Genomic DNA, 12,989 nt, shown 5'->3' on the forward strand with positions numbered 1-12,989 from the left:
TGCGAGTGCGCAATCACTGGGTGCAGTGACGGCAGAAGCGGTGGGGATGTTATCTGAGAAACTGTATGGCAAAGCTGCAAGCCAACTGACGGAAGACGAAAAAGCAACAGTGAGTGCATTTGCGAGTCTGGCGGCGGGTATTGCTGGTGGCTTGGTGGGTGGCGATACATCGAGTGCAGCAAATGCAGGTCAAGCAGGGAAGACCACAGTTGAGAATAACTATTTGAGCTCTCAAAATGTTGTTGATATGATGAGAGAACTTGAAGAAGCAGATAGAACAGGCGCAGATAAAAAAAGGATTTATGCTAAATACGGTAAAATTAGTGAGGACAATAGAGATAAAACCATTGCTGAAATTAAGGATGGTAGTTCATCTGTTGCTATCGCTGCGTGGTCTGATTTAAATGGCGGTATTGATGTCGCTGACGCCCTGAAATGGTCTGCCCTTGTTGATGATTTGAGCAGTGAAGATCGCGCTCAACTTGTTAATTTTGTGAAAGCGGAAAATGCACAAAGTGCCCAAGCGATTTATGACTCACTATCTGTCACAGCTAAAGGTGCATTAATAGCTAAAGAAGCAGGTGAAAATATTGGAATTGGTGGCGCTGTACCGGGGGCTGGAATATCTGTTGCTGGGATTAAGGGCGGGGGCAGTAAAGGTGGTAAACAAAAAGACTCAGAAAGTAGTTCTCAGTCTCCACAAAATACAGGTAATAATCATCAACGACCCCCTCGAAATACGACTAACCTTGCGGGTGGTCCATTAGAGAATGCTCAACAAGTAAGTGGAAGGTTCCAAATTGAGAATGGACCTAAAAACGGTACTGTATATCGAGCTGATAACCAAGGAAATATTACAAGCTATGCGACTTATGATTCTAACGGTATGATTTTGAAACGGGTTGATGTCACTGGTGCTGCACACGGAGGTGTTTCGACTCCTCATGTTATAGAGTATGGGCGTAATGTATTACCTAATGGGCAAGTAAGGGTTCAGTCTCCATCAACTAAAGCGTTACCCCGACCAGTTCGTGAGGATGAAATTCCATGAAAAAAATTATATTAATTGAAGAGCCATATGATTTAACTCGTTATGAACTATGGAAAAATAACTGGGGCTCTCCAAACGATATGACGATTAATGACTATATTAGTGATTGTTGTCATCCAGAAGATGTACTTTGTAGTGTGAAATTATTGATACCTGAGTTCGTTGATATAGATGGTTGCATATTATTAAGTGATAGGTATGAAGAAAGTAACTTTAATGAGTGGAAAAAACAATTTGGAACGAATCGTTCTGCAATAGAAAAAATGTTAAATCATGTACACTTATATGACCTATTCACAGGCAATTTAGATAATACATCTGACTCAATTTTCTTGCAGTTATGCCAAGTTATGAAGTGTTCTTGGGAAATGTCCCTTAAAAAAGCATTTCCAACAAAAGAATTTTTAGTAGATTTTCATAATTTAGAATCTGATTATGGGCCATCTCTAACTTTTTATCAAAAAGATAGGTAGTGAGCTCTAATTTCTAAAACCTACTACCTTTGATGTGTATCGATAGTGTCACTCCCCCTCACTCAGCCGGATAATCAACTGTCCGGCTTGGCGAGTGAGGGTATAGTGACTGCCTACCTCAAACCCCATCTCTTTCAGCCACTTACCGCTTAAGGTGAGTTGCGGGCTGGGGTTGGGTTTACCGCGGTTCGGGGCGTAACCCACTGTATACTGTCTGGTTTTGACCACTTCTTCTTTAGTCGTCGGTGTTTTTACTTTACGACAAAGTACTGTAAACATATGCTCTACAAAAACCAAAAGCTCATGTCGGGGCGTTCGAATCCAAACGCGAAAATGCACTGGGAAAATTGTCTTGTAACTCACTGAGTGGACTAGGAAAAAGTGGTTTTATCTGGCCAAGTTGCAATGGAATGAGTTGTTGTTGAGAATAATGCGGTTGCTCTTCCTTCTCCTTTCGGTCCTCTTCCTGTGCCAGTTTTCCCCGGTATAAATGATGCCGATGCAAATAAGAAAATAGCTTTAGCGCTGGATAACGCATTAAAAAATATTGGTAAATCTATCAACGATTTTATCAATGCCGAAGGTGAAGTAAATATTGCTGAGGTAAAAGCGGCGTTATCACCGGAACAGCAAAAGCAATTTGATATTCTCTGGGAAAGAAACGCCCTGACTGTAAACCAGCCGCCTGTTACGATGGAATCTCTGGCTAAACAAGCGGGATTTGGTCAGGCATTTGTCCGAGGGGCAAGAGAAACTAAGGATCAAAATGGTAATACAGTCTATATCATGGATAACGGTGGGGCAGGGAGCCAGATTCGCAGGGGAGATATTGTCAAATTTGTTGATGAGTTTATTTTTGTTTATTCTAAAGAGGGCATTTTCCAAGCTGCCCTTAATGCAGATGGTACAAAAAACATTACTGCATCAAAGAATTCTCAAGGACGGGAATTAAATGTAAGTGGTATTTTTGCAGATAGCCATTCATCAGGTAACAATGACTCTTCCAAACCTAATATTGGTAAAGGATTAACAACTGAGCAAAAAAATGAGTTAGGTGGCAGCAGTTCTGGAGCTCCGGGTGGTTGGGAACCTCAGGATGAGGAAAACGCTCGTAATAGAGAGCTCCAACAAAAACGCTTTGATGAATTATCAAAAATTTATGATAAAAACTCCCCTTCTCAGGATATAACTATTGATGGTCAGACAATTAGGCAGGGAATAGGAGGGAATCGTTATTCAACTAGAGTTTATGAAAGTCAAAATTTAACGGACCAACAGATATATAATTATGCTGAGCAATTGGCCGCTCAACCACTAACTAAGGTAAAAGATGGGATTTATACTGCGAAACTGGCTGATGGAACAATGATAACTCTTAGGAGTGTATCTAGTTCAGCAGAGCAAACAGGTGCTCGTTGGACAATACAAATAAGGAACAGCCCTACTTTAAAACAAGTAGAAAATGGGCTTGGAAAAAATGCAGAGATAAAATTCAGGTAGGGAACTATATGGTATCAAATGTTGAATATGAAACGGTTGTTGAATACGCTAAAACCCAAGCTTTAGACGGGTTATGGGCCTATATCACACCAGACATGCTTCCTTCTCTACATGTAATTTGTGAAGATTTTTCCTTTCCGGAAAGGAAAAAAATATTTTTTTGGTTCTTAAAAAAATTATTGTATGAAGGTCATTTAAAATTAGCTAAGCACGGTAAATTTTTAAGTGGCTCGATAGATGAACAATTGCAATGTTTTTATGACGCATTTCCTGAGACAGAAGAGGAATTAATTGATCAATTTTGGTTTTTTGATGAAAGTTGTCCTGGGGGGGCAGTCTGGATACTTCAAGATGGTACACAGGAATGGACATAGAATTGAATGTTAAGTTGAGAATAACCATTTAAGTCCAGATGATCAAAAGATAAGGGATAAAGCACTTGAAGACCAAAAAACAGGTAAAAACCTAAAAGAGGCGTCTTTAAATATTATCTATCTGACTGATAAAGATAATTATACCGAAAAGTTACTTTATCAGTATAGGCAAGGCACACTGAATAAAGCCGAAGAAGCGGTATTAACTGAATATCTCAATGCGTATGGTACGCAATTGCAGTTAAGAGGGATGAGTGAAGCGGATGCTTTCAAAGCCGTCGAACAAATACTAAAATATCCGAATTATTTGCCTGATTTAACAGCTGAATATAATAAAGTATTAAGCCAACTCAGTACTCAAGCTAGGCATGAATGGCAAGCGATGATTGGTACTGATGCTTTATTAGCCGGTCCGGGTAGAGCTAGCCAATTAATGCGATTGGCGCTGATTTCAGGTGGTTCTTACCAAACAGGAACTGGTCTTGCCCAAATTGCAGATGGCAAAATAGCTGATGGCTTAATCAATTTTGGTATTGGTAGCGCAACTGTATCAGGTGGCTATCTCGGAAATAAAGTTACAGGTAAGCCGAATGTAAAACCTGATGTAACCCCACCTAAAAACATAGAGTCTGGACATGCGTTACCTACAGAGAAAGTTAGTCCAGAGTGGAAAAACTCAATTACACAGTCACGTGTTAATGTAAGGGTTGGTGATGGTTCTACAGGCTCAGGACTTGATTATGCATGGAAGAAACACGGTGGTGAATGGGGTGCTAATAAATCCCATTTTACAGTGACTAAAGATGAGTTAAAAGTAATCTTACAATCAGATACTGTTGTTAAATCTCCTGTGATTTATTCCCAAACTACTGATAACTATATGCATTTTGTTGATATGGGGCGACCAATAGGTATTGATGCGAAAAGTGGAGGCAATCCTACATCTACAATGACTGTTATTACAGATAAACATGGAAATCTAGTAAATACATTCCCAGGTAAAACAAGGGTCAATTAATTATGTATACTTTTTTATTGTGGGATACTGAGCGATATGATTCAGTAATGTCTGTGAGTAACTATGATGGAAATGAAAATTTATTTATTTCATTAAATAATGCTACTTTCCCAATATTATCAGCGTTAACTAATTGCGATGAAGAATTTTTTACAGGAAGTGAAATGCTATTAGCACTGAAAAGAGAGTTTAATACTCTGAAAGACCAGCTAACAGAAATGCAATCAATAGATTATATAAACGAAATAATCAAATTGATAGATAAGGCAAGATACGACAATCTGAGTATTGTCATAACACCATTTATTACTAGCTCACTGAACGATTAATTATAAGAAGATCCCTGTAAATACAGGGATTTTCTTTGACGATCTTACTCGCTCTCTCTCAACCGGATGATCAACTCGCCGGCTTGCCGAGTGAGGGTGTAGTGGCTGCCTACCTCAGACCCCCATCTCTTTCAGCCACTTGCCGCTTAAGGTGAGTTGTGGGCTGGGGGGGGGGGTTACTGCGGTTGGGGACGTAACCCACTGTATACTGTCTGGTTTTGACCACTTCTTCTTTAGTCGTCGGTGTTTTTACACTACAATCGCGCTTAGCCGTGGTGACTACACCTGTTAGTTGCACTGGTTAGCGGATAAAGCAGGCTGCAACCTGTTTTATCCGCGTTTAAATAATTTACTTCATCACGCCAATCACCTGTTTAATCTTCTCTTGGGCGATTGCCATATCTAAAAAATGACAAATCATATCTTGGTCTTCAGGCTTCAACGTATCGATCTGTTTACACAGTTCTCATTCAGGCTGAAATCAATCAATCGGGTTGGGGTGTCGGTGGAGACAAACGGCGCATAGTCGAATCAGGTACAGCGTTAATCCAAGGGTTAGTGAATGGTGATGTGAACAAAGCGGTGGCGAATGCGAGTGCGCAATCACTGGGTACAGTGACGGCAGAAGCGGTGGGGATGTTATCTGAGAAACTGTATGGCAAAGCTGCAAGCCAACTGACGGAAGACGAAAAAGCAACAGTGAGTGCATTTGCGAGTCTGGCGGCGGGCATTGCTGGTGGCTTGGTGGGTGGTGATACCTCAAGTGCGGCAAATGCAGGTCAAGCAGGGAAGACCACAGTTGAGAATAACACTATGTCTGGCGCTGGGCTCGGTGGGAATCTTGGATTCTGGCTTGCTGATATCAAAGATTGCGATCAAAATTGTAAAGCGGAAATTGCTAAAGGTATTAATGACGGTAATTTAGAAACCTCGGGACATGCCGCTGGCGTTGCTGGATTAGGATTATATTCAGGAACAGGGCTTATTGTAGCGGGTATAGGTGGAAGTGCTAATTACCTCATTCAGTTATCTGGAGATAAACCTGTAATCCCCCCACTTTTCACAGTAACTATTTATAGAGTTTAAGCTACCTGTAATCGCTGTCTCGGGGGTATTCCTCCAATCGCCGTATTCGGCCGCTCATTGTTATAAGTCCAAAGCCACTGTGTGGCAAGTTCTTGAGCGTGCTCAACGCTCTCAAATATATTTAAATCAAGCCATTCATGACGAGCTGTTCGGTTAAAGCGTTCAATGTAAGCATTTTGTGTAGGCTTGCCAGGCTGAATATAAAGTAAGGTAATTTGCTGCCGTGTTGCCCAGTTTATTAGCTCTCCTGAAATATATTCTGGTCCGTTGTCGCATCGTATCGCTTTGGGTTTACCGCGCCACTCGATGACTTGTTCTAACGACCGAATAACTCGTGCGCTAGGCAACGATAAATCAACATCAATCGCTAAGCATTCACGATTAAAATCATCAATGACATTAAAGGTTCGAATGCTGCGGCCACTGGCTAAGCTGTCTGACATAAAATCCATAGACCATACTTGGTTAATGGCTACAGGCACACTGAGGGCATCAGGCTTATCGCGTTTTAAGCGTTTGCGAGGCCTAATTCTAAGATTAAGCTCCAACTCACAATAAATTCGATAAACGCGCTTGTGGTTCCATGCGAAGCCCTTTACGTTGCGTAAATACAAGAAACATAGACCAAACCCCCAACGTTTTTTGTTTTCGGTTAGGCGTATTAGCCAGTCAGCAATCTGATCGTTTTCAGCATTAAGTTTACTTTGATAGTAAAAGCAGCTTTCGCTCACATTCATGCACAAGCAAGCAAAGCGAATGCTTATGTCATACTTAATTGCGGCAGCCTTAGCCATCTCCTTACGATGAGATGGCTTTATAACTTTCCCTCAAGCGCCTCCAAACGAATCTCAGCTTTGAGACGTTCTTCCGCATACATTTTTTTGAGCCGACGGTTTTCGTCTTCGAGTTCTTTCATTCGCTTCATCAACGAAGCATCCATACCGCCGAATTTAGCTCGCCACTTATAAAATGTTGCAGAGCTAACACCATGTTCTCGGCAGAGTTCTGGAACGGGCATACCACTTTCATTTTGTTTAATGATTGCCAATATCTGGCTATCAGTGAATTTTGATTTACGCATAGAAAACTCCTTGAGTTTATTTTAATAGAATTTTCTATAAATAACTGCTGCGATTTTTCGGGGGGATTACAAACCCATTAATTACACTGATGTACTCATTGCTGCTCACGTAGGTGGAATTACTAAAGACTCTAATTTTTATGGTGTAGTAGGGTGGAATGCTTTTGGTGGGGGGCTTTCAAGTGAATTAAAAGGTGAAGATCCATTACTCGGTGCTGGAACAACCGGAATTAGTTCAGGAATCGGTTATGGACTAGGCGGTCTCATAAAGTGGGGAAGTAATAAATGGAAGTATGTGGAGACAAAAGGTTTAGATCCTAAATATAACCCTAGATTACAAGGTGGTGCGAATAAAGGACAATTAGGGTTATCAAAAGACTTATCTCCAGCTAAGGGGCCTAGCGTAGCTGGTAATGTTACCAGTTCAGTAGTAACAGAAAAAACAAATAGTAGAATTAACGATGAAATTAAGAATGACACGGGAAAGTAAAATGAATAACTTTCGATTTTTATTAGTCTTGCTGCCATTATTTATACTTGTAATATTCGTTGCCAGTTTAGTTTCTTCGATACTTATTGATATTATATTAGCTGCAATTCATGGAAAAGAATTTAATTTCAGTATTGATGAGTTATGGACCCTTGTCAAACTTAGCACGATTGGTGGTAGTGTAGGTGCATTAGGCCTTTGGATATTGAATAAGTTTAAATGTAATTAACTAAAAGATAAGCTTTGAAAATGAATAAGGTTTATCTTATTAGTCACTTTACTCCTCAGCCAGCCGGATGATCAACTGTCCAGCTTGGCGAGTGAGGGTAAAGTGACTCCCCACCGTAAACCCCAACTCATTCAGCCACTTACCGCTTAAGGTGAGTTGTGGACTGGGGTTGGGTTTACCTCGGTTCGGGGCGTAACCCACTGTATATTGTCTGGTTTTGACCACTTCGTCTTTAGCCGTCGGTGTTTTTACGTTACGAAAAGATATAGTAGAAACTTGTACTGTAATACCAAAAAACGCACGTCGGGGCGTTCGAGTCCAAACGAGAAAATGCACTGGGAAAATTGTCTTGTAACTTACTGAGTGAACTAGGAAAAAGTGGTTTTATCTGGCCAAGTTGCAATGGAATGAGTTGTTGTTGAGAATAACTATCTGAGCTTTAATGAAGCTAGAGAATTTGATAGGGCAATGACGAAATGTAGAAGTGAAGGAAGTGACTGTCAGCCAGTTATTGACCAGTATTCTAAATTGAATAGAAAAAACTCTGATAAATACAAAGCAGATTGTGATAGGTATTCGCTGAACTGTACTGCCGGATATGAAAGGTTAAAACTTGATGGCGGGATTTCAGCAGCAGAAAGACCGACATGGTTATACGGCTCTTTAGACAATGAAGATGTCAGAAATGCTGTTTTATATGAAAACCAAAAAGATCTCGAATATGGCATGAGTAAATCAGATAACTGGGATAGGTTGGGAGCATTTGTTGCAGAGCCTGAAAATGTGTTTGGATTATTAGCAGGTGGCAAGTCTTTATTAAGCTCGAATATATCGACTGGCGCTAAATTAACGGGTTCTGGTTTAAGCATGGGCGCTAATGGTGGAGTTCAGCTCTATAATGGAAATACAGGTGATAAATTTGATTATTTAAGCTTCTTTTCTTCGGGAGTTACAGGTTGGGGGGGAACAGGAAAATCACTCCAAACTAATATGGGACTCAATGTAGGAAGTGCTTACCTGACAAGCCAAGTATTAGGAAATGACTCTGAAGCAGCCATGATCGGGGCAGGCTTTGGAACTATGTTAGGTTATGGCCTTGGGTCAAGCATTACAAGTAAAATGGAAGCAGCTGAAATTAAGCATCACTTTGGGATGTCGGCGAGTAAAAAAGCATTTGAATACAGTGACAAGTCAAAATATTCAAATTTTATCACAGAAGGAACAACGATTAGCCCTGCTCCGGGAATTATTGGAGGTGGGTTAGGTTCATTTAGCTTGGAATATGGAAATTCAGTTGTAAACTATAATGTTTTAGAAAATAAAAAACCTATTGAAGTAAATGAACAAGCAAATAAGGGAGAAAATAAATGAAGCCTTCAATATGCTATTTATTTTGTCTAATATTACTCTGCGCTATAGTTTTTTCAATTAGTGCTGTATCAGTAGAATGGCTTTTAAATGATAAACCAGTCCTTGAGCTGGAATGGAAAAGTGGGTTTGAGATAGGCAGCATTATTGGTGGCTGTGCTGGCGCTGCCATATGGTTAATGTATCGTTTCAATATACGTTAGGAATTATTGAATGTAGTAATCCTAGCCCTATACTGGGATCTCCTGAACCTCTTTACTCCCCTTCTGCCAGCCGGATAATCAACTGTCCGGCTTGGCGTGTGAGAGTAAAGTGACTCCCGACCCTAAACACAAGCTCATTCAGCCACTTACCACTGATTATCAGTTGTGGGCTGGGGTTGGGTTTACCGCGGTTCGGAGTGTAACCCACTGTATAGTTTCTGGTTTTTACCACTTCTGCTTTAGCCGTCGGTGTTTTTACTTTACGACAAAGTACTGTAAACATATGCTCTACAAAAACCAAAAGCTCATGTCGGGGCGTTCGAACCCAAACGCGAAAATGCACTGGGAAAATTGTCTTGTAACTCACTGAGTGGACTAGAAAAAAGTGGTTTTATCTGGCCAAGTTGCAATGGAATGAGTTGTTGTTGAGAATAACTATCTGAGCGACTCAGAGCACCGCCAGAAGACGTCACTGGAGCTGAAAGAGAAGCAAGGGAAGATTACAGAAGTCGAGCAACAGAAACTCGCTGAGCTGCGAATTAAAGATGTTGAAAGCACTCAACAACTGCTAGAAACCTGCTCAGGTGGTTCAACCCCAACCTGTGCTGCGGCTCGAAAAGATGCGTTAAATAAAATCGCCTCCTATGTAGATCTGACCTATCAGAATCCAAAAACTCAGCAAGCAGGTTATCAAGAAATTGACCGACTGCTGAACTCCACCTCGCCTGAAGCGCAACAAGCGTTTGATTTAGTAGCAGCTTATACCGAAGCCTTTAAAGGTCACGGTTACTCGGACAGTGAGGCTGAACTGTATGCAAGGCGCTATGTTGGCTCAATTTACCTTGTACAGGGAGTGTCAGGGGCGGCCATATCGCAATCATTGGTGAAACAATTTGGTGTAGGTGTCGCGAAACCCAATGTGAAACCAAACGTAACTCCTCCTAAAGGCACTAATAGTGGGCCTGAATTGGAAGTTATTAAAAATGAAACCATTGTTACTTTTCCTGATGGAATAAGCTTTCATATTGAATTACCAAAACATTTAGCAACAATGGATAAATTCACCCAAAAAGCCGGTGTTTCAGGTGCTCACAACGCAGATGCTTTTTATGGAGCAGCTAAAGATAAAGGTTTACAAATTATTAGTGAAACACCAACAGCTGTGAAAGGTATTACTCAAATTGAATATAGGATACCGACAAAGGATGCAGCAGGAAATTTAACAGGTAACTATAAAGGTAATGGTGCGGAACCATTTAAGAAAACTGTTTATGACCCGAAAATTTATACTGATCAAAAAATGTTAGACTTAGGGCAGCAAGCAGCAGCCAAAGGATATAAAGATGCAATGGCAAGTAAAAGTGGTCAAGCTAACGCAACTGTTGATGGAGTTACATTTAGAATATATGTTGATAAATCAACAGGAACTGTAAAAAACTTCCACCCTAATTAAGAGGTTACATGATAAAAGAGCTTTTTAATCAACATGATATTGATGAGGGTATAAATATCATTGTTGCATCATACTTTGATCGTATGTATGAAGATGGTGATTTTTTGAGGGCTATTGAGCTACTCTCACAAGGAGGCGCGCTAAATACAGATGGCGCCTATTGTCATTTTCCTGATATGAATAGCTATGATGAATCGGATCATTTTGAAGGTGTTGAATTTGCAATGGGTTACCCTCCAACTGAGGAGGATACAATAATAGTTAGTAAAGAAACCTGTTATCGTTATGTCAGAATGGCTTGTGAAAGGTACCTAAAAGCTCATCCCGAAGATTTAGCTAGCGTAAGTGCTTTATTATCAAAAATGCCAGTATAATCAAATAGGATAAAGATCCCAAAAATGGTTTGGGATCTTCCTTAATGATCCTAATCGCTCTCAGTTAGCTGGATGATCAGCTGTCCGGCTTGGCGAGTGAGAGTAAAGTGACTCCCGACCGTAAACCCAAGCTCATTCAGCCACTTACCACTGATTATCAGCTGTGGGCTGGGGTTCGGGCGCTGTCGGTTGGGCAAGTACCCCACTGTATACTGTCTTGATGATACATCGAGTGCAGCAAATTCAGGTCAAGCAGGAAAGACCACAGTTGAGAATAACTTCTTACATGCTGAAAAAATCATTACTTTCGTTGGTGAATTCGCTAATGCAAAAACACCGGCAGAGAGAAAACAGTTACAACATGATATTGATAAACCAGATAAAAAACTTCAGTCACAAGCGGAAGGATGGGGAATATCAACCAATGACATGAAGAGTGCATTATCAAGCCTAAAAACATTAGAAGGCTTGCCAGATTGTAATGTTCAATGCCAAGAAATGGTAAAAGATTCAATATCTAAACTCGAGCCAGCATTAGAAAATAGAATCAATAAGCATTCATCACAAACAGAGAACCTCAAAGAACTAACAGGTATTTTAGCAGCAGTGATTGTGATGAATGAAAGAGGGTTGATTGATGGTCGAGCCACTACATCAGGAGGTGTGAAAGGGGTACCTAACGGAACTGAAACTCCTAAAATCGATAATTCTGCGAAAAATAATGGGCAAAAGGGGAAAGAAACTAGCCCGATAATTAATCAACCCCATATAACCGTGGTCTCACCGGAAATAGAAACTAAGATACTGTCAGGGCAAAGGGTTGGAAACTCAAATAAATTAATTGGGGGACACTCTCCTTCAGTGAATAATGAAAATCCAAATTATGCGGTAGAAGCAGTAAGATTAAATCCAGATGGTACAAGAGTTGTAAAATTTACGACATCAGTTTCCTGATGGAAATCTATCCAAAATTAAGACGAGTACACTTTTCCCTGAAAGTTGGTCAGATAAAAATATTATTGACTCGGTCAAGAAGATTGGTAATTCCACAGCTATTGGGCAAAGAAGTTCAACGGGTGAAACGTTACATCGTGGTACAATTAATGGCATAGAAATTGATGTGATTAAAAAAAGAAATCAACTTACAGCTGGGTATCCTGTAGGTGGGAAGCCAGCTCCTGGCTTTAATCCGACCGATTGAGGCATGTACATGTATAAAGAATTTGATTTATGTATTACTGATTTTAGTAACGACAATGAACCTGGAGATTATTGGTATGATTGCGGCATCGTTGAATGCTCTAGAATTTTAAGTAAATTCAATGAACTAGACTGGTCTAATTTGTTTGATGTGTTAGAGCACAAATCTATATTTTGGAAAATTAGATTGGTCGAATGCTTGGGGGATTTAAAAAATAGTCATGAGTTAAATATTATTTTAACGCTCATTGATACTGATGATTATGACTTATTTATTAGTTGTGTTGACTCGTTGAGATCTATGGGAAGTCACAGTTTATCTGAAGATGATTTAAATAAGATTAACGATAAAATATACCATCTTGAGCAAAATGCTTCTTTACCAGTGAAAAGTGTTTTAGATAGTTTTTCACATAAGTTTAAGCGTAAATAGCCCCTGCTTTACACAGGGGTTTCTTGAGTACTCTCACTCCTCAGCCAGCCGGATAATCAACTGTCCGGCTTGGCGAGTGAGGGGATAGTGACTGCCTACCGTAAACCCCAACTCATTCAACCACTTATCGCTTAAGGTGAGTTGTGGGCTGGGGGGAGGTTTACTTTGGTTGGAAACGTAACCCACTGTATACTTTCTGGTTTTGCCCCCTTCTTCTTTAGTCGTCGGTGCTAATTGCCGCATCTAATCCTCTTATTGACTTCTCTTTTTATTCAAAAATACCTTCATAAGCCACCGACAAGCGCAACTCAAAGCAACAGGATGGCA

General features: G+C 40.3%; 21 protein-coding genes and 1 pseudogene. 16 read left to right on the top strand and 6 right to left on the bottom strand.

The features are described 5' to 3' along the window. Window positions 1-46: 46 nt before the first annotated feature. Both M1F03_RS07865 and M1F03_RS07870 read left to right on the top strand, forming a co-directional pair. Window positions 47-1,051, top strand: a complete 1,005-nt coding sequence (locus M1F03_RS07865) for a VENN motif pre-toxin domain-containing protein (protein WP_154624159.1) — start codon at window positions 47-49, stop codon at window positions 1,049-1,051. Beyond that, complete coding sequence (locus M1F03_RS07870; RefSeq protein ID WP_154624158.1) at window positions 1,048-1,524, top strand: hypothetical protein; 477 nt, start codon at window positions 1,048-1,050, stop codon at window positions 1,522-1,524. Before M1F03_RS07865 ends, M1F03_RS07870 begins: the two co-directional genes overlap by 4 nt. 48 nt (window positions 1,525-1,572) lie before the next feature. On the opposite strand, the gene M1F03_RS07875 is transcribed toward M1F03_RS07870, so the two are convergent. Further along, entirely contained in the window at window positions 1,573-1,803 is a 231-nt protein-coding gene (locus tag M1F03_RS07875) for a SymE family type I addiction module toxin (protein WP_244316492.1), read from the bottom strand. A gap of 189 nt (window positions 1,804-1,992) precedes the next feature. Between M1F03_RS07875 and M1F03_RS07880 the strand changes: the two genes are divergently transcribed. From M1F03_RS07880 to M1F03_RS07900, 5 genes are all read left to right on the top strand, one after another. Further along, entirely contained in the window at window positions 1,993-3,024 is a 1,032-nt protein-coding gene (locus tag M1F03_RS07880; protein WP_230085883.1) for a hypothetical protein, read from the top strand. Between the two features lie 8 nt (window positions 3,025-3,032). Further along, on the top strand, window positions 3,033-3,398 hold the full coding sequence (locus M1F03_RS07885; RefSeq protein ID WP_154635658.1) for a DUF596 domain-containing protein: 366 nt from the start codon (window positions 3,033-3,035) through the stop codon (window positions 3,396-3,398). 250 nt (window positions 3,399-3,648) lie between these two features. After that, the gene (locus M1F03_RS07890) at window positions 3,649-4,416 is read left to right on the top strand and encodes a hypothetical protein (RefSeq protein WP_230085882.1); all 768 of its coding nucleotides are present in this window, start codon (window positions 3,649-3,651) and stop codon (window positions 4,414-4,416) included. A 2-nt stretch (window positions 4,417-4,418) separates the two neighbouring features. Beyond that, a complete protein-coding gene (locus tag M1F03_RS07895; RefSeq protein ID WP_154624156.1) occupies window positions 4,419-4,745 on the top strand; it encodes a hypothetical protein in 327 nt (108 codons plus the stop codon). Between the two features lie 393 nt (window positions 4,746-5,138). Beyond that, window positions 5,139-5,831 (top strand): VENN motif pre-toxin domain-containing protein, encoded by a 693-nt coding sequence (locus tag M1F03_RS07900; RefSeq protein WP_318840119.1) that lies wholly within the window; start codon window positions 5,139-5,141, stop codon window positions 5,829-5,831. Here the strand turns inward: M1F03_RS07900 and M1F03_RS07905 are convergent. Continuing rightward, a protein-coding gene (locus tag M1F03_RS07905; RefSeq protein ID WP_374195714.1) for an IS3 family transposase occupies window positions 5,828-6,912 on the bottom strand; the annotation gives its coding sequence in 2 pieces (ribosomal slippage) (window positions 5,828-6,651 and window positions 6,651-6,912; 1,086 coding nt in all). The two genes, M1F03_RS07900 and M1F03_RS07905, sit on opposite strands and share 4 nt — an antisense overlap. A gap of 295 nt (window positions 6,913-7,207) precedes the next feature. Between M1F03_RS07905 and M1F03_RS07910 the strand changes: the two genes are divergently transcribed. Together M1F03_RS07910 and M1F03_RS07915 are read left to right on the top strand one after the other, a co-directional pair. Then, entirely contained in the window at window positions 7,208-7,402 is a 195-nt protein-coding gene (locus M1F03_RS07910) for a hypothetical protein (RefSeq protein ID WP_318840120.1), read from the top strand. Window position 7,403: 1 nt separating this feature from the next. Further along, window positions 7,404-7,631: a hypothetical protein gene (locus M1F03_RS07915; protein WP_154624914.1), complete on the top strand. Its 228-nt coding sequence runs from the start codon at window positions 7,404-7,406 to the stop codon at window positions 7,629-7,631. A gap of 48 nt (window positions 7,632-7,679) precedes the next feature. Here the strand turns inward: M1F03_RS07915 and M1F03_RS07920 are convergent, their stop codons facing one another. After that, window positions 7,680-7,967, bottom strand: a complete 288-nt coding sequence (locus M1F03_RS07920; RefSeq protein WP_272661224.1) for a SymE family type I addiction module toxin — start codon at window positions 7,965-7,967, stop codon at window positions 7,680-7,682. A gap of 132 nt (window positions 7,968-8,099) precedes the next feature. On the opposite strand from M1F03_RS07920, the gene M1F03_RS07925 reads away from it, so the two are divergent. Continuing rightward, window positions 8,100-9,002, top strand: coding sequence for a hypothetical protein (locus M1F03_RS07925; RefSeq protein WP_154624913.1), 903 nt, complete (start codon window positions 8,100-8,102; stop codon window positions 9,000-9,002). A gap of 252 nt (window positions 9,003-9,254) precedes the next feature. On the opposite strand, the gene M1F03_RS07930 is transcribed toward M1F03_RS07925, so the two are convergent. Next, window positions 9,255-9,485, bottom strand: a complete 231-nt coding sequence (locus M1F03_RS07930; RefSeq protein WP_251463972.1) for a SymE family type I addiction module toxin — start codon at window positions 9,483-9,485, stop codon at window positions 9,255-9,257. A gap of 195 nt (window positions 9,486-9,680) precedes the next feature. On the opposite strand from M1F03_RS07930, the pseudogene M1F03_RS20030 reads away from it, so the two are divergent. From M1F03_RS20030 to cdiI, 3 genes and pseudogenes are all read left to right on the top strand, one after another. Then, a pseudogene (locus M1F03_RS20030) lies at window positions 9,681-9,836 on the top strand (DUF6862 domain-containing protein); the annotation flags it as partial. Between the two features lie 249 nt (window positions 9,837-10,085). Beyond that, window positions 10,086-10,655, top strand: coding sequence for a CdiA family toxin C-terminal domain-containing protein (locus M1F03_RS07935; protein ID WP_251463974.1), 570 nt, complete (start codon window positions 10,086-10,088; stop codon window positions 10,653-10,655). Between the two features lie 8 nt (window positions 10,656-10,663). Then, window positions 10,664-11,029, top strand: coding sequence for a ribonuclease toxin immunity protein CdiI (gene cdiI / locus M1F03_RS07940; protein ID WP_251463976.1), 366 nt, complete (start codon window positions 10,664-10,666; stop codon window positions 11,027-11,029). Window positions 11,030-11,079: 50 nt separating this feature from the next. Here the strand turns inward: cdiI and M1F03_RS07945 are convergent, their stop codons facing one another. Then, the gene (locus M1F03_RS07945) at window positions 11,080-11,235 is read right to left on the bottom strand and encodes a SymE family type I addiction module toxin (protein WP_251463978.1); all 156 of its coding nucleotides are present in this window, start codon (window positions 11,233-11,235) and stop codon (window positions 11,080-11,082) included. On the opposite strand from M1F03_RS07945, the gene M1F03_RS07950 reads away from it, so the two are divergent. Genes M1F03_RS07950 through M1F03_RS07955 form a run of 3 tightly spaced genes read left to right on the top strand, consistent with a single transcriptional unit; the run spans window position 11,219 to window position 12,662 of the window. Then, on the top strand, window positions 11,219-11,983 hold the full coding sequence (locus M1F03_RS07950) for a hypothetical protein (protein WP_251463979.1): 765 nt from the start codon (window positions 11,219-11,221) through the stop codon (window positions 11,981-11,983). The genes M1F03_RS07945 and M1F03_RS07950 overlap by 17 nt on opposite strands. A 16-nt stretch (window positions 11,984-11,999) precedes the next feature. Then, window positions 12,000-12,230, top strand: a complete 231-nt coding sequence (locus M1F03_RS20035) for an EndoU domain-containing protein (RefSeq protein ID WP_369121001.1) — start codon at window positions 12,000-12,002, stop codon at window positions 12,228-12,230. Between the two features lie 9 nt (window positions 12,231-12,239). After that, window positions 12,240-12,662 (top strand): hypothetical protein, encoded by a 423-nt coding sequence (locus M1F03_RS07955; RefSeq protein WP_272657495.1) that lies wholly within the window; start codon window positions 12,240-12,242, stop codon window positions 12,660-12,662. Between the two features lie 33 nt (window positions 12,663-12,695). Here M1F03_RS07955 and M1F03_RS07960 read toward each other — a convergent pair whose 3' ends face one another. Beyond that, entirely contained in the window at window positions 12,696-12,905 is a 210-nt protein-coding gene (locus M1F03_RS07960; protein WP_251463984.1) for a SymE family type I addiction module toxin, read from the bottom strand. Window positions 12,906-12,989 lie beyond the last annotated feature (84 nt).

The organism is Providencia sp. PROV080 (genome assembly GCF_033688105.1).
GTDB lineage: Bacteria > Pseudomonadota > Gammaproteobacteria > Enterobacterales > Enterobacteriaceae > Providencia > Providencia zhejiangensis.

Coding starts and splice junctions, on each gene's coding strand:
- M1F03_RS07865 (WP_154624159.1), top strand. CDS start 47: ATGTTATCTGAGAAACTGTATGGCAAAGCTGCAAGCCAACTGACGGAA.
- M1F03_RS07870 (WP_154624158.1), top strand. CDS start 1,048: ATGAAAAAAATTATATTAATTGAAGAGCCATATGATTTAACTCGTTAT.
- M1F03_RS07875 (WP_244316492.1), bottom strand. CDS start 1,803: ATGTTTACAGTACTTTGTCGTAAAGTAAAAACACCGACGACTAAAGAA.
- M1F03_RS07885 (WP_154635658.1), top strand. CDS start 3,033: ATGGTATCAAATGTTGAATATGAAACGGTTGTTGAATACGCTAAAACC.
- M1F03_RS07890 (WP_230085882.1), top strand. CDS start 3,649: ATGAGTGAAGCGGATGCTTTCAAAGCCGTCGAACAAATACTAAAATAT.
- M1F03_RS07895 (WP_154624156.1), top strand. CDS start 4,419: ATGTATACTTTTTTATTGTGGGATACTGAGCGATATGATTCAGTAATG.
- M1F03_RS07915 (WP_154624914.1), top strand. CDS start 7,404: ATGAATAACTTTCGATTTTTATTAGTCTTGCTGCCATTATTTATACTT.
- M1F03_RS07925 (WP_154624913.1), top strand. CDS start 8,100: ATGACGAAATGTAGAAGTGAAGGAAGTGACTGTCAGCCAGTTATTGAC.
- M1F03_RS07930 (WP_251463972.1), bottom strand. CDS start 9,485: ATGTTTACAGTACTTTGTCGTAAAGTAAAAACACCGACGGCTAAAGCA.
- cdiI (WP_251463976.1), top strand. CDS start 10,664: ATGATAAAAGAGCTTTTTAATCAACATGATATTGATGAGGGTATAAAT.
- M1F03_RS07955 (WP_272657495.1), top strand. CDS start 12,240: ATGTATAAAGAATTTGATTTATGTATTACTGATTTTAGTAACGACAAT.
- M1F03_RS07960 (WP_251463984.1), bottom strand. CDS start 12,905: ATGCGGCAATTAGCACCGACGACTAAAGAAGAAGGGGGCAAAACCAGA.